Genomic DNA, 26,831 nt, shown 5'->3' on the forward strand with positions numbered 1-26,831 from the left:
TTTGTTTAATCTGCTATCAAGCGGGGCGACTACTTTCCCAAGCTTTCATCCGCAATTTCTTGGTTTTTCAGTAAATCTGATATTTCATAAGCTATGTAATCACTAATTGTCTTCTTGAAGTCGCTGAATTTTGGATTTAAGTCAATAGGAGCCGACTGATTCCAATCCGCTCCATTATTTGGGTCAATATGTCCTTCGTAATATTCTCTTTCTGTAAAAACTTTGAGTTTGCTTTTACCAAAGCGAACCAAGTCAACAACTTCTTGATAGCGTTCTTTGGCCTGGTCAGTATCTTTTAGGTTGTTTTTTCCTTTTTTTCGGTTGGTTCTTGTGTAACCGTCATTTGTAAAGTCAATGAACTTTACAACATCATCTTTGTGATGTTTTTCATTGACCTTGAAAACATAAATGTTCGTATTTACGCTGGATTTACCGATAAAAATATCTACTGGCATTTTTATACTTGCCAAGAGCGAGTGTTTGGATAAAATTCTTTTGTTGTAGTCAATTGCTTTTCCTGAACCTGATGAGTTTTGAATAATAATTGCAGCGTAACCTTTATTCATCATATCTAAAGCTTTCTCAACAAAGTTCATCCCGTTTCCTGAAGCAGAATAAGGCGGATTTAATATAAAGGCATCCGCTGGAAAGTGTTCGTTTGTTTTGCCAAAACCATATTTACCGTCAAAATCTTTTATTGAGTCTGTATTCAAAATGTTAGAACTACCGTCACCCATTAAAATCATATTGAGAATTGCTAACATATAGACGCTTGAAAGCAACTCTAAACCAAGCAACTGTTCGGCTTTTATTTGGATTTCCTTTTTTGTTAGTTCATCTGGCGATTGAATGGTGTTTTTTGCATCAATTAGCATTTCGTTCATTGCAGCAACTAACAAACCCGCTGAACCTGTGGCAAAATCCCAAACGTAACTGTCTTTGTTTACTCTCGCCAATTTAACTAAAAGTGAAGCTACATAAGGTGGGGTTAAGACTACATCATTCTTTTTATCATCTGGCATAGGTATCCAACTATACATCTGATTGAATAACTTTCCTGTAAAATCCGTTGTTAGACCTATCTTATAATAAATACCTAAGTCATCTACTATTTTTGTAAATACTCTCCTAAGTTGACTTTCACCATTTATAGCTTTATTAATGTTATGAGCAAGAAGGGTATTTGAAAGTGTTCGTATGATGAGCTCCTTTTTTTCATTAGGTAAATCCTTATGATTCAAAAAAGATTTTATTTTTTTTACCATTTCATCACCATCTCGATAACCAATCTCAGATGATGATTTTAGGTCTAATTTTTCTAATGGTACAACTTTTCCTGGAATTCCAAGCGTTGCAATTATGGAAGCAGAAACCAAATGAACTCTATCATTAACATCAAGACCTTGTTCCTCATCATAGATATGTTGGTTTAGGTTTTTTAAGCTTTGGTCTATTTCTCTTTCTCTTTGTTCTTTTAGTTTGTCAAGTTCTTCCTGTGAAAGTTGAAGTGTTTTTACTGTCTCAATAAAACCGTCAAAATTTTTCAGTGCTAAAAATGAAAAGTCGGTAAAGTCGCCAATTTTCTGTCCTGCTCCTAAATTGCTTTTTGAAACATAATAAACGCCAATTTCGTGATGAATTTTACCTGTTTCATCTTTGTAGCCTGTCATTCCGATTGCGATAATATCGGTATAGCTTGTATGATGAAGCAAAGCATTTGCGTAATGAACAGCACCGTTTACCGCAAAAGAGTTTATGTTTTTAAAATTGGGTTCGTTTTTAGAAGTTCGGTTTTCAACTTGTCCGTCTTTGTCAAGTTTTACAAGTTTGTCTTTATAACCTTTGTACTCAATAAGTACAGGGTATGGATTATTGTATTTGTCGTAGCCAATCAACTTTGCATCAGGGCGATTTCCGCCATAATTTCCTGCTTTAGTGTGATAATCGGAAAGGGCTTTATCAATTTCTGCATTAACTGATTCCTGCTCTAATTTGTAAGGTAGCTTATAGGATTTCATCCATCCGTTGGCTAAATCTGCAATATTCGGTTCTATTGATTGTGCCATTATTTTTTTCTTTCAATTAGTAAATCTTTGACTTTCACATTTAGTGTTTCGGCAATTGTGTACAAGTCTTCCAAACTCGGTTATCTCACGTTACGAGCATATTCGTTAATCGTGTTGTAACTCTTTCCTATCTGTTTGGCAAGCCAAGTCTGCGAAATTCCTTTGTCCTTTAAAATTTCTTTTATTCGGTTCATTTGAAACCCAAGTTTTGTTTATTCGGTGTCAAATATAGTAAAAGTTCAATCAATCAACTTTCAAAGTGCAGACATTTCAGTTGAACGAAATTGGTGTATAGGGGAAAGGCTCTAAATTCGGACTGCCTTTTATGCTTTGTAAATATAGCCAAATTTTGTTTTGGGGCAAAAAATGTATGTAGAAATTGCTTTATTTTTAGAATTGGAGGTAAGGACTGGACAAATAGCGTTTTATCATTTTGTTAAAAGGCTATTTCTAATCAATTACCCCTCAACATCTACCACAACAAAATCAGTAACATCACCCCCTCTAACAAAAAAAAAGGAGTAGCCACCGCGTTGTTCTGAAACAAAACGGTCGACTACTCCTTGATTTTACGTCCTTATTAACCAATTTTTTATTGAAGGGAAGGGTATTAAGGGTTTAAAAATTTTGGATGTCAATATTTTTTCCTGATATGCTGATGTGTGTATGTTTGTCGCTGAAAGATAGAGTAAAAGGCCCACTTTCATCTAAGTATTCTCTAATGGTTTCTTTGTATTTGTTGAACTTATCCGCAGGAATCGTTTTGCCATTTACTTTCGCATTTTTGCCATCGTATTTGATTTTAATTTGGTCATCATTTTTGTCAACCAAACCATCCTGTTGCAGCATTTTTCGGAGTTTGGAGGTCATCGTTTTCAAGTTTGATTCCGACATTTTCTCGTTTCCTTCTATTTCCAGTTCCATGGCATCTTCATAGACATTCTCAAACTGGTGAAGTTCCTTTTCATACTCTCTCATGTTGTCCTCATACTCTTTGAAGTTAAATTCAAACTCCTTCATTTCTCCTTCAAAATTTTTCTCCCACTCCCTCATTTTTTGTTCATACTCCTTTTGATGTTGCTGCCATTCTTGTTGCCACTCCTGACCCCACTTTTGCTCCCATTTTTCACCCCACTCTTCCCACTTTTCAGCCCATTCCTTTTGTTTGTCTTCATCCCAATTTTGCTCCCATTTTTCACCCCACTCTTCCCACTTTTCAGTCCATTCCTTTTGTTTGTCTTCATCCCAATTTTGCTCCCATTTTTCACCCCACTCTTTCCATTTATTCGCCCATTCTTTTTGTTTGTCTTCATCCCAGCTTTGTTCCCACTTTTCACTCCATCCTTCCCATTTATCCGCCCATTCTTCCATATTCTCCTCAAAAGCATCACGTTCTTTCTCATTCCATTCAAAATGACGTTCATGCACTTCCTCCAATTCGTCTTGCCATTCTTCCAATTCATCCTCATACCTCTCCAAAGTCTCCTCATAATCTCTCATAATTCGTTCTAACTCCACTTTATCTACATTCTCCACGTTTTGAAGGGACTCTCTCAATTTTTTCTGTTGAGCCACCAAAGAATCTCTAAGCGGCTTCAACTTTGCCCTCAGTTCTTGGTTTTTGATAGAATCCAAGCTCATCGGAATTTTTAGCCTGATAACCCTTTTAGGAGCTTTGTTTTTAAATTTTACTTTGTCTTTATCCACATAGAAAATATCTGGTTTTTCACTGGCTATAAACTTCCATACATCAGGCTGTTCTGCAATCAATACCCTAAGGTCTGGACCACCGTGAATAAATGCGGTGACATCTGGATGAACTTCAAACACCCCATTAAAATTATAAAAGCCATTCATTTTTGGGAAAACAGGTGCTTGAGGAGGACTTGGCGCATTTGGAAACAAAGGTGCTTTGGGGCTTGCGGGTGTTTTCGGCAAAACCAATATATCGGAATTGGGCAATGTATAGAAAGGAACAGTTGGCGGTATAGGCGGAGTTGGAAGCACTGTGTGAATGGGAGGGACAGGCGGGACAGGCGGGACAGGCGGAATGGAAGGAACAACAACATAGCCATCTTTGGTTTTTACCACCAATTTTTCCACATTCTTTTCAATTTTCTGCACCTGTTTCTCAATTTTTTCCTCTGCCTTGCGCTGCTGTTTTTCTAAGCGTTTAATTCTTTTTTCAGCTCTTTTGGTAGAATCCGCAGTAAGTTCTACAAACACATCTCCGACATCCTCAGCCACCCATTTCAAGTCGTCCATCACCGAACCAATAAAAATACTCACCTCTTTTTCGGCCGCTTCAATCTTGGTATGAGAAGTCCAAGAAATCGCCAAAACTGCGATGACCAACATCATTGAAGCTACCCAACCATCCACAGAGTTAAACTGTTTTTCGCTAGGGCTAAAAAGTCGTTGAATACGTGCCATCAAATTGTTTGCATTGCCATTTCCTGCAAAAGCAGCCGCCAAATAAGGCGTTTGTTGCTGGACCCTCAAATATTCTATTTCTGTCAATGCTTTGGCATATACCATGCGGTCGCCACACAAACGAATCGCCAAATCATCGCAGCAATGCTCACGAGTAGCCTGCATTTTGCCAGACAGCCACCACGAAGCAGGGTGGTAAAACAACACTATTTCTGCCACAGATTGAAGAATATTCACCAGATAATCATTGCGGTAAATATGCGCCAATTCATGTGCCAAAATAGCCTCTACCTGCAATGGATTCAAACCCGTCATAGCCCCTATCGGAAACAGAACAATTGGTTTGAAGTGACCAATCACCATAGGTGTAGAAATAGCCGTTGACTCCAACAAGCGAATCGTTTTTTTAACACCAATTTTCTCACAAATAACCACCAATTTTTGCTGCCAATGCGCTTCAACAGGTGATACATTGCGGCTTCGAAGCCGATGAATATACACAAAACCTCCAATGAATCGGATGCTAAACAACACACACCCCATCATCCACACCACCACAATCCAAGCCATGTAGTCATTCGCCATTGCAGATAAATCTGTAAAAAAGGCAGACACCGAAGTGTCCGCCTTCCGAATTTCGCTTGCAATGTTTTCATCTAAAAAAACCAATTCTACGATATCATTTTGTTCGTGTTGTGTTTTGGCAGGAACAATCCACTCCACCTTCGAAGGGTTCGGAGAATTGTTGTGCTTCAAATAAAAGAAAGTAGCCACACTACAGCCCAGCACTGCAAACAAGGCAGTCGTATAAAGATTGTATTTCAATTTGGAGCTGGGATTTTTGAGCAAAGACAATACAAAAGCCACCACAACTACGACAACAGCACCCTGCCAAATCGAATGAAGAATCGTCCAGCCAATCGCATTGACCAAAGATTCATTGAATATATTTTGAAGGTAATTCATGTTTTTTGGGGTTTGGTGATAAAAAATAAATGAAAAATGGTTCGTTGACAAAATCTGTGATTTGAGACTTCGGAAGTTTGCCGCTTACAAAATCAAAAAACTATTTCGCTAAAAATTAACCTCTTATAAAATGAAACTTCCGAAGTCTTTATTGCTTCCACAAAAATTGTCACAGAACCTGAAAAATAAAGGGATGTAGAATCTTAATCACCCGTCTTATCTTCCAATTCGTCTAAAAATTCACGTATTTGCTGCAATTCCTCAGAAGTCGTTTCGCTCCTACCCAATGCTTGCATCACCAGTTTCATGGCAGAACCTTTGAAGGTCGTATCCAAAAAACGCTCTAAAAGAGAATTTTGGGCCACTTTTTCACTCACATTGGCTTGGTAAATATGCGTGCGACTCGAATCATCTCGTACAACCAAATCCTTTTCATTCATCAATTGCATGATTTTTAGCGTAGTCGTATAACCAATTTCTTTCTTATCATTGGGTCGCTTATCGTTCAACAAGTCATTGACCTGTCTCACAGTACATGCTCCTTGTTCCCACAAGATTTGTAGGATTTCCAATTCTGCTTCGGTGGGTTTTGATTTCATAAATAAAAATTCATTTGAGTACATTTCTGAAAAAAGGTGTCGGAGTGATTTTTTGCTTGCTTTCCGACACCTAACCAATAGAAATCGTGATTAGAAATACTATATTTTTGGATAATTGTATTTCGCAAAATAATCAGGTCAATTCATCTACGATTACTTTCGTACCTCAAAGATATACGAAGTATTTCGTAATAGCAAATCTTTTTTACGAAAAATTTCGTACTTCTGCTATTTTGCCATTTTTTTCAATCTGAATTCGTTAATAATAAATTGGTTTACAAATGTTTAGAATCGAAGGCTAAAATTTGTTAAATTACTTTCAACTTTTCAGGCGAGAATATGTTAGTTTTCCGTCTTACAACTTTATTGAAATACATTACCAAAATCTGCATACCCGAAAAAGGAAATCATTTATTTAATTTTCAGAAAATTTTGAAAATTAAAATGAACCATCGTATATTGTGGTTGTATTAATAAGCAGTATTGAAGAGATAAATGGCAAATGAGCAATCGGTTTGCCTTTTTTATTTTTTACAAAATATTGATTATCAATTAAAAAAATGGTCAATACCAATTCTTCCATAATTTTTGAAATACTTGTTTATTTTTGCACTCTGCAAATTCATTTACTCAACATTCTCAAATTTATTACCACCAATTATTTTACGCCATAAATAGCTTGATTTTAATTTTAATTCAACATCCATGAGAAGCAAAGACAAAATGATTTCGGGTTTTTCTAAGTTGGGCAAAAGAGAAAAAATTGCTTGGCTATTGAAGCACTTTTTCACCTCCAATCCAATCGAAGTCACCAGAGAATTTGCCAGCTTTTGGCATACCAACGAGGAAGCCCAAAACATGTTTGATGGCATCAGTGAAAACACCATCACCAACTTCTACATGCCTTTTGGCGTAGCTCCCAACTTTTTGATAGACGGCAAGTTGTATTGTGTGCCGATGGTCATTGAAGAAAGTTCAGTCGTTGCAGCTGCTTCTAGTGGCGCAAAATTTTGGCTCGATAGAGGTGGTTTTCACACCGACATTGTTTCGACCATTAAGCCTGGTCACGTACATTTTATGTGGAAAGGAGAGCCGTACAAAATGTTCCAATTTTTTGACAGTATCCGAGCCGATTTACGTTTTGGCGTGAAGGATATGACCTGCAATATGGAGAAAAGAGGAGGAGGTATAAAAACCATTGAGTTGCTGCATTGCCCCGAAATTGAAGAAGGCTACTACCAAATCAGGGTTGATTTTGAAACCTGCGATGCGATGGGAGCCAATTTTATCAACTCAGTCTTAGAAGAATTTGGCAGCATATTGAAGGAAAAAGCCGAGGCCCACTTTAAAGGCAAAGAAAAAGAAGTGAATGTCATTATGGCTATTTTGTCCAATTACACGCCCGAATGTTTGGTGCGGGCTTGGGTAGAATGTCCCATTGAAGATCTCGGAGACTTTCCCAATAATATCTCAGCAGCCGAATTTGCCTACAAATTTAACCAAGCTATTCACATTGCTCGAAATGACCGATTCAGAGCAACAACCCATAATAAAGGCATTTTCAACGGAATAGATGCTGTTGTAATCGCTACGGGAAACGATTTTAGAGCCGTTGAAGCCTGTGGTCATGCCTATGCTTCCAAAGATGGTCACTATCGTTCTTTGTCTAATTGCATCCTTGAAGATGGCATGTTTCGGTTTTCCATCGAAATTCCGTTGGCAATCGGTACAATCGGCGGCTTGACCAAAATTCATCCACTTGCAAGGCGTTCCTTGGAATTGCTCGGCAATCCATCGGCGGAGGAATTGATGAGCATTGTGGCAACTGCTGGTTTGGCACAAAACTTTGCAGCAGTGCGTTCTTTGGTGACTACGGGCATTCAAAAAGGACACATGAAAATGCACCTCAACAACATTCTCTCTCACTTTGCCGCAACTCCCAAAGAACGAGAATTTGCAGTAGCGCACTTTAGCGATAAGTTGATTTCGTTTACAGCTGTTCGAGAGTTTTTGGTGGAATATCGGTCGCAGCAGATTGCTTGGTAAGTTGGTGATTGGTTTATTAGTACCGTATAACGAAAGTTTTTTTTTCACAATTCCGCTTCAACTGTTGGCAAGGTCTTCAACCGTTGCCAAAGTTTCGCTTAGTTAGCCAAAAAAACTCCGTGCCTCAGCGTTCAAAATCCCACTCCAAATAAGCAAAAAAAACATGCTTCAATTCCATTCCAACGGTAAACTTTTACTCACTGGCGAATACTACGTCTTAGAAGGTGCAAAAGCCCTCGCTATCCCCACCAAATTTGGGCAAACATTGGAGGTCGAAAATAGGGCAATTGAAGCAGGAGAAACACCTAGCTTGCAGTGGAAAAGCTATGATGTAGAGGGAAATGTGTGGTTAAATGCCACCTTCAATTTGATTGATCTTCAAATCCTTACTGCAATTGGAGAAGGCGCAGAAAGGCTGCAACAAATACTCCAACAAGCCCGAAAGCAAAACCCCAATTTCCTTCAATCAAAGACAAACATTGAAGTAAAAACAAAGCTACAATTCCCTCGAAATTGGGGTTTGGGAAGCAGTTCTACCTTGATTAGCAATATTGCACGATGGGCTAATATTGATGCCTTTGAATTGTTGGAAAACACCTTTGGAGGGTCGGGTTACGACATCGCTTGCGCCCAAAGCGACCGAGCCATTTTGTACCAAAAAAAGCCCACACTTCAATTTCAAAAAACAGATTTTCACCCACCCTTTCACGACCAACTCTACTTCGTTCACCTCAACAAAAAACAAAACTCAAGAGATGCCATCCGCTATTTTTACGAACAAGATTCCACTACTCGCCAAAAAAATATTGAAGTGATGAACGGTATTACCGAGGATATGCTAAAAACAGAGCATTTGTTTGATTTTGAAATCTTTCTACAAATGCACGAACTAATCGTTGCCAAAAGTTTGCAGCTCAAAATGGTAAAAGACCTGTATTTTGCAGATTATTGGGGAACTGTTAAATCATTGGGAGCTTGGGGAGGTGATTTCGTATTGGCGACTTCACGCCTATCTGAAGAAAAAACGTTGGCTTACTTTGAAAGAAAAGGCTTTGAGACCATATTGAGGTGGGAGGAAATGGTTTTCTGAATAGAAAATCTGCAAAATCCTCCAAAAACTACACTGTACAAGAAAATCTGCGCCATCCTAAAATCCTCAAAAATCTGCGATTTAGAACCGAAAATTATATGTCACCGATGGAATAATCGGAAACAAAGAAGTTTGTTTGGCAACATATTTTACCCTTTGCGCCTCATTTCCTTGACTGTTGATATAGGTTTCCACTTCATTGTCGAAGTAAATAAAAAACGGATTGCGACGGCTGTAGAGGTTGTAAACATTGAAGACCAATTCGGATTTCCAGCGTTTTTTGCTCTCGTATTTTTTAATCAAACCCACATCCAAACGGTGATAGGGAGCCATGCGAAAAGCATTTCTCTCCTCATAAATCGGAATGATTTCGGGGTCAGCACCACGAATGCCGTAATTGAAAAAACGCCCTACGGGTAAGTCATAGGTTACACCCGTTTGATAGGTGAAATTAACACTCAGCGACCAGTTGTTTTTCAATTGATGTTGTGCAACAGCATTGAGGACATGGCGGCGATCGTAGGTAAACGGGAAAGCGATGCCTCCGTTGAGTTCGTCAAATTGTCGCTTAGACCAAGACAAAGTATAAGCCAACCAGCCTGTTGTTTTGCCTTTCGTTTTCTGCAATTGGAACTCTGCTCCATAGGTCCAACCTTTGCCGACTGTCAAACGTTCGTGGTAATTTTCGTCAATAAACAAGAAAGGCGCACCGTTTTTGTAGTCCAACTGATTGTCCAGCCATTTGTAGTAATATTCGTTGGTCAAACTGAATTGATCGTTCAAAATCAAGCGGTTCCATCCCACCGAAACTTGGTCGGATAGCTGAGGGGCAATGTTTTTGTTGGAAGGGAAAATGGGGTCTAAAAAACTCAAATGACTGAATTTGACCTGATGCAGATATTGCGCCATGCGTGCGTAGCTGCTTTTGATGGCAGTGCGCTCATCAAGTTGATAGCTCAAGGCAAGGCGGGGTTCGATGTTGTGAAAAGTTGTGCGTTCTTCGGTGATGAAAGTCGAATAACGCAATCCAATTTTTGCAGTTAGCTTGCTGTTCAGTTTCCATTTATCGAGCGCATAAACTGCAATTTCTTCCGCATCGTATTTTTGCTCTTTGCTGATGCTGCTCGTTGCCAATTCTTCATCTGCCACCACTGTTCCCGAACTAAATTCGGTCGGTTGAATGTCGTTGTGCGTCAATTGTGCGCCAAATTGAAGGTGGTGTTTGTTGCTAAGAAAGTAGTCAAAATCTTGCTTCAGGCTATAGGTATAAGTGTTGGCAGCACTGCGAAAAAAGAAGAAATCGTTGAAATTGAAGCGGTCTTTGTAGTCAAATTTACTGGCTATCAGTGCCGTATTGGAGAACAATCGTGGATTGAAGACATGGTTCCATCGAAGCGTACCCGTGAGGTTTCCCCAATCCAAATCATAGGTACTATTGGCGGAAGAACCACTGTTTTCATCAAAAACCACATTGAGTTTGTCCCGTCCAAAATAACCACTCAAATACACACGGTCTTTGTCGCCAAGAATAAAATTGACTTTCGCATTGAGGTCATAAAAGAAGTAGTTCGGAATTTGTTGATCGTCGGGTAGTTGTTTGTTTACAGCAGGAATAAACAAATCCGCATAAGTCCGACGTGCGCTGATTACGAAAGAAGATTTGTCTTTCACTATCGGCCCCTCCAAAGACAACCTCGAAGCAATCAATCCAATACCACCCTGTCCTTTAAACTCTTTCATATTGCCCTCTCGCATCTGAATGTCAATGACCGACGACAAACGTCCTCCATAACGTGCGGGAAAGTCGCTCTTATAGATTTCGAGATTTTTGACTATATCGGAATTGAAGGTGCTGAAAAAACCAAAAAAGTGTTCGGGATTGTAAACCGTTGCTTCATCCAACAAAATCAAATTTTGGTCATATCCGCCCCCCCTCACAAAAATGCCACTCGTTCCCTCCGAACCACCTTGCACACCCGCCGACAACTGCACGACCTTCAACAAATCGGTTTCACCCAACACCATCGGAATCGCCTTGATGCTTTTCGCCGTAATTTTCTGTTTACCCATCTGCACTTCTTCAATGAGTTGGCGGTTCGCATCTTCTGTCACCACGATTTCCTGCAATAGTTCGGAGTTGACATCGAGCAGAAGGGTCAGTTCTTGATCTTTGTTGGGGAGGATTCGCTTTTGCAGGTTTTGATAACCAATGTAGCTAATTATCAGGGTAATGGAGTCATTGGATTGTGGTATTTTCAAGGCATAATAACCATACAAATTGGTTGTTGCACCTGTTTGAAGTTCTTTGATATAGACATTTGCACCAATGAGCGTTTCAAGACTTTGTTGGTCTTTGATATAGCCACTTAGTGTAATACTTGAAGCTTTTTGAGGAGATTGGGATAGGAGAGGAGTACCCCAAAAAAAGGTGAGGATTAGTATAAATATGCTTGGTAATTTTAGGTGCAATTGTCGCATGGCTGAAAATGTTGGTTTTGTTGGCTGAACTTCAAAAGCTTACAAGACTATTGAAGTTTGTGATGACTGCAATGTGTTGCTAAGTTAGAAGAAAAAATCAATTACACAATCTTCCCAGGATTCATAATTCCATTTGGGTCAAAAGCTTTCTTAACCGTTTTCATCAATTCCATCCCACTCTCCCCAAATTCCATCTGCAAATAGTCCTTTTTGCCGATACCAATTCCATGCTCACCCGTACAAGTGCCTTCCATTTCCAAAGCCCACAACACAATTTGGTGGTTGATGGCTTTGACCATATTCAGTTCTTCTTCATTGTCAGGCTTAAAGAGCAACAATGTGTGAAAATTGCCGTCTCCCACATGCCCAAACAAAGAAGCATGAAGTGGTAATTTCTCCAATTCTATTTTGGTTTTGAGGATGATTTCTGCCAGACGAGAAATAGGTACAGTCACGTCAGAAGACCAAAAAACAGCTTCGGGCTGCAATGCTTTTATGGCATACACCGCATCGTAGCGGGCTTTGAAGAGTTGTTCTTTTGCAGCAGGTTCTGTTGCCCATTTACATTCAATGGCTTGGTGTTGCTGCGTGATTTTTTGGATAATCGAGTATTGATTTTCAAACCTTTCATTCCTGCTGTGCAACTCCAAAAACAAAGTGGGCTGAACAGGATAGTCGGTTTGAGAATATCGGTTGATGGCATCCATGATTACCTCATCCATCAATTCCAACATAGCAAGTTGCAAATCGCTTTGATTCAATTGAATAGCCGCTTCAATGGCTTCTTCAATAGAAGGAAAAGGCACAACTGCAACGGCCACAAATTGGGGCAAAGAATGTAGAACCGCCGTCACTTCCGTAATAATGCCCAAAGTACCTTCCGAACCTACAAACAACTGAGTCAAATCATAGCCTGCCGACGATTTTCGCACCCGCCGCCGAGTCGTCACGATTTTGCCATCTGCCATTACCACCTTCAATGACCGCACATTTTCCTTCACCGTGCCATACATTACCGCATTTGCGCCACTCGCACCACTCGCCATCATGCCCCCCATTGAAGCATCAATCCCAGGTCCAGCAGCAAAAAACAAACCTTTGTCTTTCAGAAAACTATTCAACTGAAATTTGGTGACACCCGCTTCAACCCTACAATCTTGATCTATTTCATTGAAGTCCAAAATACGGTTCATTTTGGAGAGATTGACGGTGATGCCTCCCGATATGGGTAGAATATGTCCTTCTAAAGAAGTACCTGTGCCGAAAGGAATGACTGGTGTTTTGTGGGCATTGCAGATTTTTAGAATTGCTGCAACTTCTTCGTTGTTAATAGGATAACAAACTGCATCGGGTAGGTAAGCAGGATGCCAAGATAAATCTTTACTATGGGTGATTAGAATGTCCGATTGTAGAGTAATGCGCTCTTTAAGAAGTTCTTGAAGGGCTTGAATGGTGGAACTATGAGGCATATCAATGCGTTTTGAAGCAAAAAATTGATTATTTTAGTAGAATAAACCTTTTGAAGGTTTCTATTGTGAAACAAAGACTTCTGAAATTTTTGTTTCGAAAGTCAGCGTGTCGAGGCTATGCCCCTTAAAAATAATTTCTTAGCTATCCATTTCTACAAATAGTGCCACAGCTATGCTGTTTTCCATCATTCATCTCCCATCTTGCATCTTACGTCTTCTTCCTCACAAAGTCCCTCTCAATTCTTGTTCACGCTCCAATGCTTCAAACAATGCTTTGAAGTTGCCCTTGCCAAAAGAACGTGCGCCTTTGCGCTGGATGATTTCAAAAAACATGGTCGGGCGAGCCTGAACTGTTTTGGTGAAAATTTGAAGTAAATAACCTTCCTCATCTCTATCTACCAACACACCCAAATCACGCAAAGCTGCCACATCTTCGTCAATGTCGCCTACTCTATCCAACAATACATCGTAGTAACTTTTAGGGACTTGCAAAAACTCAATGCCTCTATTTCGCAATGCTGTCACCGTTTCGATAATGTTGTCGGTCGCTACTGCAATGTGCTGTACCCCTTCGCCTTCGTAAAACTCCAAATATTCGTCTACTTGCGATTTTTTCAAACCTGCCGCAGGTTCATTGATAGGGAACTTGATACGGCCGTTACCATTGCTCATTACCTTGCTCATCAAGGCAGTATATTCCGTAGAAATATCTTTGTCGTCAAAAGAAAGGATTTGGGTAAAGCCCATCACCTCTTTGTAAAAATTGACCCAATAATCCATTCGTCCCAAGTGTACATTGCCCACCATATGGTCCACAAACTTCAATCCGACTGACTCAGGATTGTAGCGGGTCTCCCATTTTCTGTATTTCGGCAGGAAAATGCCATTGTAGTCTTTTCGCTCCACAAAAACATGCACGACCTCACCATACGTATAAATACCTGACCGAACCACTTTCCCATCTTTATCTTCTTCTACCGTTGGGTGCATATAGTGTTTTGCGCCACGCTTCATCGCCTCATTGTAGGCATAAGTCGCATCATCTACCCACAGCGCTGTCACTTTCACGCCATCACCATGTTGGTCAATGTGTCTGCCAATATCTGTTCCACTTCTAAGCGGAGAAGTCAGCACCAAACGGATTTTATCTTGTACTACTACATACGATTCTCTGTCTTGTAGTCCTGTCTCCAAGCCCGCATAAGCCAAGGAACTAAAACCAAAGGCAGACTTGTAGAAATGTGCTGCTTGTTTGGCGTTGCTGACATACAGTTCTAGGTAATCTGTACCATTTAATGGCATAAAATCAGCCGCTTGTTCGTAAACTTTTGGTATTTCAGTTGTTAAGGTAGTCATAAGGCAAGGAATTTTTAATTTGATTTTTTTTAAAAATGCGTGTGCAAAATTACCATTAAAGGTTCATACTACTAACGCTTTTTGAGGTATTTCGTTGCTAACAGTTATAGGTGAAAACCGTAGTCAAAGCGCACTTTTGACACCATTTTTTGTCTTTTTTCCCAGACTTCCACTCCTTCAATCAAACCATTCGGAAGGTAAGTATAGCGGTAAGCATAATAGTCATCCATAGAAAGGCATGGATCTGAAAAATATTGATATACTTCAATGATTTGCAGTTGTTCATTGTAAGTATAAGTCGTGTATTGTTCGGTGATATTGGGTCGCTGCTTGATTTTCATCATGTTCACCCGTTCAAACCAAGTCGGATCATCTACATCTTTTCGGACCAATAGACTGTCCTCATTGTACTGATAAAACTCGGTAATCGCCGCTTCTCCATCTAAATATTGCAGTAATTTCTCCAACTGTCCATTTTCGTCATAGACATATTCATTGAGCAAAATCTCTTGCCAAACTTCCTCCTCTTCTATCAACTGACATTGTTTGATAGGCTTTCCAGATTCATTATAGTCATAGCTGTAAAACATGACATGCTCATTACGTTCATTTCCGTAATAATATACGCTTTTTTCCTTGACCACGCTACCCTGTTTGTCATACTCAAAAAAAGTGCTGTCCACTTGCTGTTCATTCTTTCTATCCACCTTTAATTCCTGCACCTTCTGATTCAAACTGTCATATACACTTCGGTAATAATGGTCCAAGCGAAGTAAATCGTATTTTGTTTCATTGCCCCGTTTGTCGTATTCCGTTACCTGATGCAAACAAGCATCATCAGCAAACAATTCTACTATGGTAAGTGATCGAACCTTATTTTTTCCCAGTATTTTTTTGTCATTCTCCAAAAACTGACCATACATATTTGAAGTTGTTAAAAATAGGATTATCAATAGGTAAAATACCCTTTTCATGTCTTATGGTTTAAAAAATCGTCTATTTTCAGGCTCTGTTCTTTTTAACAAATTGGATTCTCTGTAAAAAAGGTTGGCTATAGACTTTTTAAGTTTTTTACTCCTTACCAACCAAATCTTCAAAGGACCAAAAATTGAAGGGAATTTAAAAATTTTTCCCATTTTTTTTTCGTTTACACGAATTTGGGTAAATCTAACAATTATTTGGGGAATTGCATTATTCGGACACAGGAATATCTTGAAGCATCATATAAAATATTTGTTACAAAATAGTAAATAAATCCTCATATTTTATTTGGAAAAATCGTACTATCTTTGACCGTTCCAAAAAACACTGTTTATGTACCCTCGACTTTCTGACCTTATTTACGACCTCACAGGCTATTTTCCCTGTTTGCCGATACAAACTTATGGCTTCTTTTTGGCACTGGGTTTTGTGGCTGCGGGTATGATCTTGTATGCCGAATTTAGACGAATGGAAAGAGCGGGTTTGATGCAAGGAGTAAATGTTTCACGCATTGTAGGTACTCCTGCAACGGCTTCTGAGTTGATAGTGAATGGAATAATAGGCTTTTTGTTGGGTTACAAAATAGTGGCGGCTGCAATGGACTGGAAATATTTTGCCGACAATCCACAAGATTTTATTGTGTCGCCAGAGGGCAGTATTGTAGGCGGTATTGTTTTGGCTGTGGTATTGGTGGGGTTGCGGTGGTACGAAAAAAAGAAAGACCAACTCCCTGTTCCTCAAACTATTGAAGAGACCATTTTTCCGCATCAACGCATTGGCGATTTGATTGTGATTGCCGCAATTGCGGGGATTCTCGGTTCCAAGGTTTTTACATGGATGGAGGATTGGGAAAACTTTATGCGTGACCCAATTGGTGCGCTGCTTTCTTTCAGTGGGCTGATGTTTTATGGCGGTTTGATTTGCGGTTCGATTGCGCTAATAGTCTATGCCAAAATGGTGAAAATTCCCATTTGGCGGATGACCGATGCCGCAGGAATGGCGGTTATTGTCGGTTATGGTATTGGGCGTTTGGGGTGTCATTTTGCAGGAGATGGAGATTGGGGCATTGCCAATACTTTGACCCGCCCCAATTGGCTATCTTGGCTACCCGATTGGGCTTGGGCTTATACTTATCCGCACAACGTTATCAATGAAGGAATTGCGTTGGTAAATTGTTCCATGCCTTGTTGTGTTGACATTCCTGGATGCGCTACTCGCTACTGCAAAGTATTGCCCGAAGGTGTTTTTCCGACTTCTGTGTATGAATTTTTGATGGCAATGGCTATTTTTGGGGTTTTGTGGCTGCTCCGAAAACGCATTAGCACAGCGGGCATTCTATTTGGCATTTTTCTAATTCTCAACGGTATCGAACGGTTCCTGATTGAGTTTGTTCGCATCAATGACCGCCATACGATTCTCGGTATTGAACTGTCTTTTTCTCAGTATATTGCACTGGGGTTGGTGGCTTTGGGGATTGGAGTGGTTGGCACAAGAAAGATGATGCATAATGCTGATATGAAAAACTAATTATTACACTGTTTCGGAAGTTTTTTGACATTAAAAAGGGCTTTAGCCTTGCCCCTATTTGTAGAAAAACAGATGGAATCGAAGCAATTAGGAGCGTAGCTTCGGCACAACTAAGCACTTGATTGTGTGTGGTGTCGAGGTTACGCCCCATATAAAAAACTCTTTATCCTTATTTCTACAAATAGGGTCGCAGCGATGCTGCTGAAATATAAAGAAATTTAAAAAACAGTATGCTTACCCTGCAATGTTTGAATTTTCAATTTTTAACCCTCAACTTTTAATTTTTTAAATGAGTACATTTCAATTTGACGACATACGTTTTTATGCAGATACCGAAGTAGCAGATGTATTGAAGGAACTCGCAAAAAATCCGATGTTTCTGCAATATGGTAGAATGTATATGCCCAATTGGACAGAGCAGCAATTCGTTGATTGTTTGCACAGTTTGCAATCTGTTCATGCTTTCCAAAAAGAAATCATCTACCCCAACCTTCAAAATATGCTCTCCAAAAGTAGCAATGGGCTGAGTGTTTCGGGATTGGAGGAACTGCCCAAAGATGGCAACTATCTCTACATTTCCAATCATCGTGATATTATTTTTGATCCTGCTTCTTTGAATGTATCCTTGCACGAAATCGGCAGACCTACGGCTGCTATTGCGATTGGGAACAATCTTTTTGTGATGCCGTGGATTGAAGCTTTGGTGAAACTCAACAAAAATTTTGCGGTGATTCGGGATGCAGTCGGACGAGATTTTGTGTTTCAATCGCAGCGTTTGTCTGCTTATATCCAACAGACGATTCTCGAAAACAATACTTCTGTTTGGATTGCACAGCGAGAAGGACGTGCCAAAGATGGCAACGACCATACCCACCCTGCTCTACTCAAAATGTTGGGATTGAGTGCAAAAGGTGACTACATAGAGCATTTTGAAGCCCTGCAAATTGTGCCAATGGCGATTTCGTATGAATACGATCCGTGCGACTTGATGAAGGCAAAGGAACGTTATCTCAAGGCACAAGGTACGTATCAAAAAACGCCACAAGACGACCTCAAAAGTATGGCTATCGGATTGACAGGCGACAAAGGGAGGATACACTTGGCGATTGGTACGGTATTGAAGGAGGAATTGAAGGCAGTGAAGGAAATGCCAAAAAAGAATGACCAAATACAGGCTTTGACCGATTTGATTGACCGCCAAATTCACCAAAATTACCACCTTTGGTTCTCCAATTACATCGCTTTTGATTTGTTGCACGAAACGAAAACCTACGCCAATTTGTATCCCAAATATTACTACGATTATTTTGTATCGTACATTGAGGAGAAAATCGCTACATTGGAAGAGGGGATGGATAAGGCTGCAATTCGACAATTGATGTTGGAAATGTATGCGAATCCTGTGAATAATCGGTTTGGCTTGTAGGATGAAACCGCAAAAGTGGGGTGATGGTGTCGGGGCTATGCCCCTTGAAGTATAGTTTTTGTGGGTTATTTCTACAAATAGTGTCGCAGCGATGCTGCTGAAATATTACATACTATTCTACATTTCAACTATATAACCATTCAGCAATTCAACCATATAACCATATAACCATTCAACCATTCAGCAATTCAACCATATAACCATTCAACCATATAACCATTCAACCATATAACCATTCAACCACATAACCATATAACCATTCAACCATTAAGCAATTACGAAAAATGCTACTAAAAAACTTCAGTCAATACATCAACCAAAACAACCTCCTCCAAAAAAAAGACCGTATTTTGTTGGCTATCAGCGGCGGAATAGATTCAGTGGTGCTGTGTGATGTATTGCATCGGGCAGGTTTTGAAATAGGATTGGCGCACTGCAATTTTTCGCTTCGGGGAATAGAATCTGATGGAGATGAAGAATTTGTGAAACACTTGGCAGAAAAGTACAAAATGCCTGTTTTTACCACCCGCTTCGATACCAATGCGTATGCTACTGAGCATCAACTGTCCATTCAGATGGCTGCCAGAGAATTGCGCTACGAATGGTTGGAGCAGATTCGCAGCCAAAACGACTACGTATTCATTGCTACGGCACACCATCAAAATGACTTAGCGGAAACCATGCTTTACAACCTCACCAAAGGTACAGGCATTGCAGGGCTGCATGGAATTTTGCCCAAAAACGGCAAACTCATCCGTCCATTTTTATTTGCTTCTAAACAAGATATTGAAACATACTGCGCCGCACAAGGGCTTTCTTATCGAACAGATGCCAGCAATGATAGTACCAAATATGCTCGGAACAAAATTCGGCACTTGGTATTGCCTGTTTTGGCGGAGTTGAATCCCAATGTAGTACAGACTTTTTATGACAATGCACAGCGATTCATTGAAGTAGAGCAAATCTATCGGGAGGGCATTGCCGCTTACCGCAAAAAACTGTTGGAGCGCAAAAAAAATGATACGTTGATTTCGATTGGCAAGCTGCAAAAAATTCCTTCAGTGCGAACGGTCTTGTATGAAATATTGAAGGAATACGGCTTCAATGCGGCACAAACCGACCAAATTGCAGCAGCTTTTGAAGCGGAGGCAGGAAAGATTTTTTATTCTGAAACACACCAAATTATCAAGGATCGTAAGCATTTTATCCTTTCGGAAAAAAACGATAGGAACAGTGGTTTTGCTCTAATTGAAAAAGGGCAAACGGTGGTAGAAAAAATGGATGTATCACTGCAATTGGAGGAAATTTCTGCCGAAAATTTTGTTATTCCTACAGATGCCAACATCGCTTGTTTGGATTTCGATAGGCTGCAATTTCCGCTCATGCTGCGAAGGTGGAAAGACGGTGATTATTTCTACCCGCTCGGCATGAAGCGCAAAAAGAAGAAACTCAGCCGCTTTTTTATTGACCTCAAAATGCCTCGCATTGATAAAGAAAGGGTGTGGGTACTGGCTGATGACAAAAAACACATCGTTTGGGTGGTGGGCTACCGACCTGATGAACGCTTCAAAATTACCCACAAAACAGAGCAAGTGCTAAAAATTAGTATTTGTTGAAGTTGAATATATTATCGAATAAGGAACGCTTCAAAAATAACTTTACAAAGTGTATTTTTAATTTTCATTTGTCCCTAAGGATAGACAAAAGACGTGAGGCGATGATTCGTTTCACGTCTTTTGTGTTTTCGGAACTTATTTTGGGGCTTAGTAGTTACCTTTAATAACACTTTTGCTCACCAAACTTTCAATCAACATATATGGAAACGGTTTCCTTCAAAATGGATGCTTACCAAGGTTTTGCCGAAACCGAAGGCGTAATACAGGCAGGTAAAGAAGTTATTCGCATTGAGTATCAGACCAAAGATGCTCTTGTGGGTTATTTCAAATCAGGCCTAAAAACGCTTGATATTCCATTTGATGATATTCAAGACCTTTTGTTTGACAGCAATTTATTTACCGCAAAACTTCGCATACAACTCAAAACCCTTCAAGCAGCACAAGATTTCCCAACTACCAAGGGAGGAGAAATTCACATTTCTATCAGCCGCAAAAACCGAAAACAAGCTAAAAGTTTTGCCTCAAGTGTGGGCTTGGCCATTTCGCAGTATGTGATGATGAAGGATTTGAAGGAGGATTTGGAGTTTTAACGCTGCCATTCTTCTGCCTGCCAACTTTTTACATTCCGTTCTTCCTTGTCAAAACTCACACCCAACAATATGACGGTTTTAGTAGAATTGCGGTAAGGGGCAATGTATTCCCTACTTTTGATTTGTTGGATAGCATCCGCAGCATCTTCTTCCAGTTTGAACTCCATGATGTACAGATACTCGTCTGCTTCAATGAGCAAATCCAAACGCCCTTTGTGGTGGGTAATTTCGGACTGAACAGCCAAACCCAAAAAGGAAGTCACCAAATAGATTACCGTTTGAAAATATCCTTCCCACACCTCAAATGCTTTTTCCTCATCTACTTCTGTCGCATCTTTGTGCTTGGTTCTGGGCAATAGGTGGTAAGAAATATTGGAGAACAACACCTTCAATTGAAGAACGAACTCCTCCAAATTATTGTCTTGCAGCGCATCTTCTATTTTTATCATCGCTTGGCTTACTATCGTTGGCGTTTGGTGGGTGTAAACTTCTAAAAGATTGTGCGTGAAAGCCTCTTTGACTTCTTGATTGGGATAACCAAGTGTATAGCGCACTCGATAACGCTTTCGCTCGGTTTTTTTGATGGTCAAATACCCCGTTTGAAACAACAGCATATACATATCCAAATTATCGAGGTCAAACTTGTCAAAAGATGTTTCAGTAACGGTGATTTCTTCCATCTCTTTGGGCTTTGTTTTCTGCTTTTGCAGCTCATGCACCAAGAAAGTAGGTGTCCCTGTACTGAACCAAAAATTGCCAAACCGACTGGCACTAAAAAAGTTGAGCAAAGAAAAAGGGTTATAGACAAACGTTTTCCCATCCCAAGAATAACCATCGTACCACAATTTAAGCCCCGTTAACAATTCCTCCTTGTCCATTTTTAGTTTTTGCATCGTAATGGCAATATATGGATGAAAGTATTGTTGCAATTCTTCTCCCGTCATTCCCACCAAATCCACCGCATTTTCATGAATGGTTAAATCTGTTAAGTGATTCAAATCAGAGAAAAGCGACACCTTAGAAAATTTGGAAACTCCTGTAATCAACAACAAGCGCAAGTGTCCTTGTTCCTCCAAATCCTTCAAAGGAGAAAAAAAATCCCTCAAAATATCCCGATTTTTTTTTGCCTGTACCTTGTGAGTCATAAAATCCACAATGGGTTTGTCGTATTCATCTACCAAAAAAACCACAGGTTTGTCTTTGACAGCTATTCCAACGACCAATTCCTTCAATTGTTCGGATATAAAATTGGCGTTAATAGGCACTTCAAAATTTGCCGCATGGCTTGCTATCAAATTTTTAAGACTTTCTTCGAGGTGGGTTACTTTGTGTCCAAAAGCTGCAAAATTGAAGTGAAGAACAGGATGCTTTTTCCATTGCCAATCTGTCTTTTCGGCGATGTATAGACCTTCAAAAAGTCCTTTTTTCCCTGCAAATATTTCTCGAATAGTCGACAAGAGCAAGGTCTTCCCAAAACGTCGAGGGCGAGATAAAAAATACAAGGAGGCTTCGCTGATAAGTTGATGAATTTGACGGGTTTTATCCACATACAAGAAGCCTTCTTCTCTGATATTCTTGAAGCTCTGTAAGCCTAAAGGTAATTTTTTCATAGTCCATGAAGATACAGCAAATTTTAATTTTAACCTAAAAAAAACTCCCACTGCCCTTTCAAAATAAAGAGGACAGTGGGAGCAAGAAAATCTTTTGTGCTTAAAAAAAGAAGTGTTTTTTATTGTTCCTTCGCAGTAACTACCTTGTTGTTGATAAGATACAAAGTACCCATCGTCATCAACAACAAAGCAAGGATAAGTAAACCCCATTCGGAAAGGGTGGGCACATTTGGAATTAAAGTACCTGCTGGGCTATATTTACAGTCCACTTCTCCTCCGTCAAAATCGACGAAATAACCATTAGTAGTAACAATAGGTGTTGTACTTGATGAGTTATATGTTTCAAATCCATTGCCATCACAAAATCCGCTAGAAACAAATTCGATTCCATTGATAAAAATGCTTCCTGTAGTTAACGAAGTCCCAAGTGTAAAACCTGAACAAGTAGCATTTGGAAAACCTATGTTAAGACCTGCCGTGCCAATCCCATCAGGAGAAGGGTCTTCTAAATTAGAAGGGCATTGTGCCACTATTAAAGTAGTGGATATAAAAAATAAAATAATGGTGAATAACTTCATACTCGAATAATTTTTTTTTTTTGTAAAATTTGATTTATATACTTTTAATTTGTTTTTATTTTTCCTCCAATACCTGCACCTCCAGCAATATTTCCAATTTTGTATTCTGCACCAATTCCATTCACTACTAAAAATGGAGCTAATTGCCATGTTCCAGTACTTAAGCCTCCATTTTTTACAACAATCACTTTAAGCCCGCTAACTGTGCTTGGGTCAGGGAATTGAGGTATTGAATTATTATTATCATTTATCTTAAAGAACTGAATGTCAGACATTCCACCAACAGGGGTAGGATACCCACCTGGTTCAACTGCTTGAATTGCAGTTATATCATTCATTGTAAAATAATTAACAATATTAAAAGGGAAAGTTAAACTAGATGTCATTCCTTCATTAATATCCCATTGTTTGTCTAAGATAGCTGCTCCATTTGCATTACTCACAAAACAACCTGTGAAAGGATTTCCTACTCCACAATATATACTCTCAAATGAAACCAAAGGACTATTAATTTTTAAAGATACCGCATTATCAGCAATACTTCCCCCAGCAGGAATTTTCACCGACAACAACAAATTCCCCAAAGCATCACAAAAATGCGTGTAACCCGCTCCGTCTGTTTCCGAAAACGAACCCGTATAAGTACCTGTTGCAGTTGGCAGTGGGCTGCAAATCGGCAAACATGCACAAGAAGTAAAATTCCAATCGGAGTTATTAGAAATTCCTGCAAAAGCATTGCTTGCAGCATCTACAAAAGCGGTGTTGGGAATGTTTACATAATATTGGGTATTGGGATTGAAGTCAGTTGGAGGATTGATGGTCACCACATTGTTGCTGATTGACACCAAAGATCCATTTGTGACATCCAAGGTTTGTTCTGTATTGTTATTACTAACCAAATGAATGGTGATGTTGCCTGTCCCTACCACTACATTTTCGCTGAAAGTAATCACCAAATTACTACCAAGTAGAACACTTTCAGCACCATCGGCTGGGGAGAAGGTGGTGACTGTTGGGGCAGTCGTGTCATAGGTAACAGAATTGTCGGTACTTGTACTGGCAGCATTGTTGTTGCCTGCAGCATCCGTAGCCACACTTGCGGCAATGCTAGCTATTACCGTTCCATCGCTTGTCATGCCTGTTACACTTACGGTATAGGTTGTGCCACTTCCTGAAACTGTCGCTGTTGTTGCTCCTGCTGTTCCGCCAAGCGTCACATCCCCTGTGGCAAAGTCTGCGACCGATTCACTAAAAACTACATCAAATACAATAGTAGAACTATTGGTTGGATCGGATTGACTCGAACCTTGATTGATGGTGACTGTTGGGGCAGTCGTGTCATAGGTAACAGAATTGTCGGTACTTGTACTGGCAGCATTGTTGTTGCCTACAGCATCTGTTGCCACACTTGCGGCAATGCTTGCAGTGACTGTTCCATCCCCTGTCATGCCTGTTACACTCACGGTATAAGTTGTGCCACTTCCTGAAACTGTTGCTGTTGTTGCTCCTGCTGTTCCGCCAAGCGTCACATCCCCTGTGGCAAAGTCTGCGACCGTTTCACTGAATACCACATCAAAAACAATGGTAGAACTATTGGTTGGATCGGATTGACTCGAACCTTGATTGATGGTGACTGTTGGAGCAGTTCCATCATAGGTAACTTCATTGTCAGTGCTTGTACTGGCGGCATTATTGTTGCCTGCGGCATCTGTTGCCACACTTGCCGCAATACTCGCTGTTACTGTTCCATCACCAGTCATGCCTGTTACACTCACGGTGTAGGTTGTGCCACTTCCTGAAACTGTCGCTGTTGTTGCTCCTGCTGTTCCGCCAAGTGTCACATCCCCTGTGGCAAAGTCTGCGACCGTTTCACTAAAGACCACATCAAATACAATAGTAGAACTATTAGTTGGGTCTGATTGACTCGAACCTTGATTGATGGTGACTGTTGGAGCAGTTACATCATAAGTAACAGAATTGTCAGTGCTTGTACTGGCGGCATTGTTGTTGCCTGCGGCATCTGTTGCCACACTTGCCGCAATACTCGCTGTTACTGTTCCATCACCAGTCATGCCTGTTACACTCACGGTGTAGGTTGTGCCACTTCCTGAAACTGTCGCTGTTGTTGCTCCTGCTGTTCCGCCAAGCGTCACATCCCCTGTGGCAAAGTCTGCGACCGTTTCACTAAAAACTACATCAAATACAATGGTAGAGCTATTGGTTGGATCGGATTGACTCGAACCTTGATTGATGGTGACTGTTGGGGCAGTCGTGTCATAGGTAACAGAATTGTCAGTACTTGTGCTGGCAGTATTGTTGTTACCCACAGCATCTGTTGCCACACTTGCGGCAATGCTGGCTATTACCGTTCCATCCCCTGTCATACCTGTTACACTCACGGTATAAGTTGTGCCACTACCTGTAACGGTGGCAGTTGTTGCTCCTGCTGTTCCGCCAAGTGTCACATCCCCTGTGGCAAAACCTGTGACAGTTTCACTGAATACCACATCAAATACAATAGTAGAACTATTAGTTGGATCTGATTGACTCGAACCTTGATTGATGGTGACTGTTGGAGCAGTTCCATCATAGGTTACAGAATTGTCAGTACTCGTACTCGCTGAATTGTTGTTGCCTGCGGCATCTGTTGCCACACTTGCGTCAATGCTTGCTGTTACTGTTCCATCCCCTGTCATACCCGTTACACTAACCGTATAAGTTGTGCCACTTCCTGAAACTGTCGCTGTTGTTGCCCCTGCTGTTCCGCCAAGCGTCACATCCCCTGTGGCAAAGTCTGCGACCGTTTCACTAAAGACTACATCAAATACAATAGTAGAACTATTGGTTGGGTCTGATTGACTCGAACCTTGATTGATGGTAACAGTTGGTGCAGTCGTGTCATAGGTAACAGAATTGTCGGTACTTGTACTCGCAGTATTGTTGTTGCCTACCACATCAATCGCTACATTAGCAGCAATTGTGGCAATGACTGTTCCATCACCTGTCATACCTGTTACGCTTACCGTATAAGTTGTGCCACTTCCTGCAACTGTGCCCGTCAAAGTACCTGGGGCTGTTCCGCCAAGTGTCACATCACCTGTTGCAAAGCCTGTAACCGTTTCACTGAATACCACATCAAATACGATGGGAGAAGTATTCGTAGGATCGGACTGACCGCTACCTTGATTGATAGTGACTGTTGGGGCATTTGTATCATAGGTAACAGAATTGTCGGTACTCGTACTGGAAGTATTGTTGTTGCCCGCAGCATCCGTAGCCACATTTGCGGCGATGCTTGCTGTTACTGTTCCGTCGCCTGTCATGCCTGTTACACTCACGGTATAAGTTGTACCGCTTCCCGATACTGTTGCTGTTGTTGCCCCTGCTGTTCCTCCAAGAGTCACATCGCCTGTGGCAAAACCTGTAACTGATTCACTGAACACCACATCAAATACAATGGGAGAAGTATTCGTAGGGTCGGACTGACTCGAACCTTGATTAATGGTGACTGTTGGAGCAGTATTGTCTATCGTATAAACCTCTCCTGTGGTAAAATCTCCATCATTTGCAGCATTTCCTCCAATGGGCTGCCCAGTGTTGACAATCGTATTATTATCTACTACATCCAATCTAATAGTTCCATTTCCAGTGACAGAACTGACTGGTACATTGTAAACTATATTGTCACTTGTGGTAGGTGTTCCAACCGTGCCAGAAGCAGAACCTGTTGTGGTCAATACAAAATCTGTGGCATCTACTCCTGACACTGCATGACTAAAAGTAACCGTAAAGTTGATGGTAGTCGCATTGGTGGGATTGGCATCTGCTCTTACGATAGAACTGACACTTGGGAAATCATCATTGGTGATGGTTCCCGTTGCAGAGCTGGGTGTGCCAACTGTGTAGGTTTGTGCATTGATTTCCCCCAGATTGAAGCCAATACATAAAAACACAACTAAAAATTTTAGATAAAGTGTAATGTTTATTTTTTTCATGTTGA

17 protein-coding genes are annotated in these 26,831 nt (G+C 40.4%); 6 read left to right on the forward strand and 11 right to left on the reverse strand.

Going from position 1 to position 26,831, the window contains the following annotated elements; all coding sequences use genetic code 11:
* Positions 1-29: 29 nt before the first annotated feature.
* The 4 genes from R3E32_26600 to R3E32_26615 all read right to left on the reverse strand — a co-directional run bounded on the left by R3E32_26600 (position 30) and on the right by R3E32_26615 (position 6,064).
* Positions 30-2,066 carry an N-6 DNA methylase gene (locus tag R3E32_26600; protein MEZ4888327.1) on the reverse strand — a complete coding sequence of 679 codons (2,037 nt, stop codon included), beginning with the start codon at positions 2,064-2,066 and terminating at the stop codon, positions 30-32.
* Between the two features lie 80 nt (positions 2,067-2,146).
* Positions 2,147-2,260, reverse strand: coding sequence for a helix-turn-helix transcriptional regulator (locus R3E32_26605; protein MEZ4888328.1), 114 nt, complete (start codon positions 2,258-2,260; stop codon positions 2,147-2,149).
* Positions 2,261-2,684: 424 nt separating this feature from the next.
* Positions 2,685-5,465 (reverse strand): M56 family metallopeptidase, encoded by a 2,781-nt coding sequence (locus tag R3E32_26610; GenBank protein ID MEZ4888329.1) that lies wholly within the window; start codon positions 5,463-5,465, stop codon positions 2,685-2,687.
* Between the two features lie 203 nt (positions 5,466-5,668).
* Positions 5,669-6,064 (reverse strand): BlaI/MecI/CopY family transcriptional regulator, encoded by a 396-nt coding sequence (locus R3E32_26615; protein MEZ4888330.1) that lies wholly within the window; start codon positions 6,062-6,064, stop codon positions 5,669-5,671.
* A 705-nt stretch (positions 6,065-6,769) separates the two neighbouring features.
* Between R3E32_26615 and R3E32_26620 the strand changes: the two genes are divergently transcribed.
* On the forward strand, positions 6,770-8,110 hold the full coding sequence (locus R3E32_26620) for a hydroxymethylglutaryl-CoA reductase, degradative (protein MEZ4888331.1): 1,341 nt from the start codon (positions 6,770-6,772) through the stop codon (positions 8,108-8,110).
* 163 nt (positions 8,111-8,273) lie between these two features.
* Positions 8,274-9,200, forward strand: coding sequence for a GYDIA family GHMP kinase (locus tag R3E32_26625; protein MEZ4888332.1), 927 nt, complete (start codon positions 8,274-8,276; stop codon positions 9,198-9,200).
* 81 nt (positions 9,201-9,281) lie between these two features.
* Here the strand turns inward: R3E32_26625 and R3E32_26630 are convergent, their stop codons facing one another.
* From R3E32_26630 to R3E32_26645, 4 genes are all read right to left on the reverse strand, one after another.
* Positions 9,282-11,678: a TonB-dependent receptor gene (locus tag R3E32_26630; protein MEZ4888333.1), complete on the reverse strand. Its 2,397-nt coding sequence runs from the start codon at positions 11,676-11,678 to the stop codon at positions 9,282-9,284.
* 101 nt (positions 11,679-11,779) lie between these two features.
* Positions 11,780-13,147 (reverse strand): FAD-linked oxidase C-terminal domain-containing protein, encoded by a 1,368-nt coding sequence (locus R3E32_26635; protein MEZ4888334.1) that lies wholly within the window; start codon positions 13,145-13,147, stop codon positions 11,780-11,782.
* Between the two features lie 222 nt (positions 13,148-13,369).
* Complete coding sequence (hppD, locus tag R3E32_26640; GenBank protein MEZ4888335.1) at positions 13,370-14,503, reverse strand: 4-hydroxyphenylpyruvate dioxygenase; 1,134 nt, start codon at positions 14,501-14,503, stop codon at positions 13,370-13,372.
* 104 nt (positions 14,504-14,607) lie between these two features.
* Positions 14,608-15,477, reverse strand: a complete 870-nt coding sequence (locus tag R3E32_26645) for a hypothetical protein (GenBank protein MEZ4888336.1) — start codon at positions 15,475-15,477, stop codon at positions 14,608-14,610.
* A 340-nt stretch (positions 15,478-15,817) separates the two neighbouring features.
* Here R3E32_26645 and R3E32_26650 point away from each other — a divergent pair, with 340 nt between their 5' ends.
* The 4 genes from R3E32_26650 (at position 15,818) to R3E32_26665 (ending at position 20,643) form a co-directional block, all read left to right on the forward strand.
* Entirely contained in the window at positions 15,818-17,011 is a 1,194-nt protein-coding gene (locus tag R3E32_26650) for a prolipoprotein diacylglyceryl transferase (protein ID MEZ4888337.1), read from the forward strand.
* A gap of 289 nt (positions 17,012-17,300) precedes the next feature.
* Entirely contained in the window at positions 17,301-18,437 is a 1,137-nt protein-coding gene (locus tag R3E32_26655; protein MEZ4888338.1) for a 1-acyl-sn-glycerol-3-phosphate acyltransferase, read from the forward strand.
* Positions 18,438-18,721: 284 nt separating this feature from the next.
* The gene (tilS, locus tag R3E32_26660) at positions 18,722-20,053 is read left to right on the forward strand and encodes a tRNA lysidine(34) synthetase TilS (GenBank protein MEZ4888339.1); all 1,332 of its coding nucleotides are present in this window, start codon (positions 18,722-18,724) and stop codon (positions 20,051-20,053) included.
* 200 nt (positions 20,054-20,253) lie between these two features.
* Positions 20,254-20,643 (forward strand): hypothetical protein, encoded by a 390-nt coding sequence (locus tag R3E32_26665; protein ID MEZ4888340.1) that lies wholly within the window; start codon positions 20,254-20,256, stop codon positions 20,641-20,643.
* Here R3E32_26665 and R3E32_26670 read toward each other — a convergent pair.
* The 3 genes from R3E32_26670 to R3E32_26680 all read right to left on the reverse strand — a co-directional run bounded on the left by R3E32_26670 (position 20,640) and on the right by R3E32_26680 (position 26,826).
* The gene (locus R3E32_26670; protein ID MEZ4888341.1) at positions 20,640-22,253 is read right to left on the reverse strand and encodes an AAA family ATPase; all 1,614 of its coding nucleotides are present in this window, start codon (positions 22,251-22,253) and stop codon (positions 20,640-20,642) included. The two genes, R3E32_26665 and R3E32_26670, sit on opposite strands and share 4 nt — an antisense overlap.
* Before the next feature lie 119 nt (positions 22,254-22,372).
* The gene (locus R3E32_26675; GenBank protein ID MEZ4888342.1) at positions 22,373-22,831 is read right to left on the reverse strand and encodes an IPTL-CTERM sorting domain-containing protein; all 459 of its coding nucleotides are present in this window, start codon (positions 22,829-22,831) and stop codon (positions 22,373-22,375) included.
* Between the two features lie 44 nt (positions 22,832-22,875).
* Complete coding sequence (locus R3E32_26680) at positions 22,876-26,826, reverse strand: Ig-like domain-containing protein (GenBank protein MEZ4888343.1); 3,951 nt, start codon at positions 26,824-26,826, stop codon at positions 22,876-22,878.
* Between the last annotated feature and the right edge of the window lie 5 nt (positions 26,827-26,831).

Source organism: Chitinophagales bacterium, assembly GCA_041392475.1.
GTDB lineage: Bacteria > Bacteroidota > Bacteroidia > Chitinophagales > UBA2359 > JAUHXA01.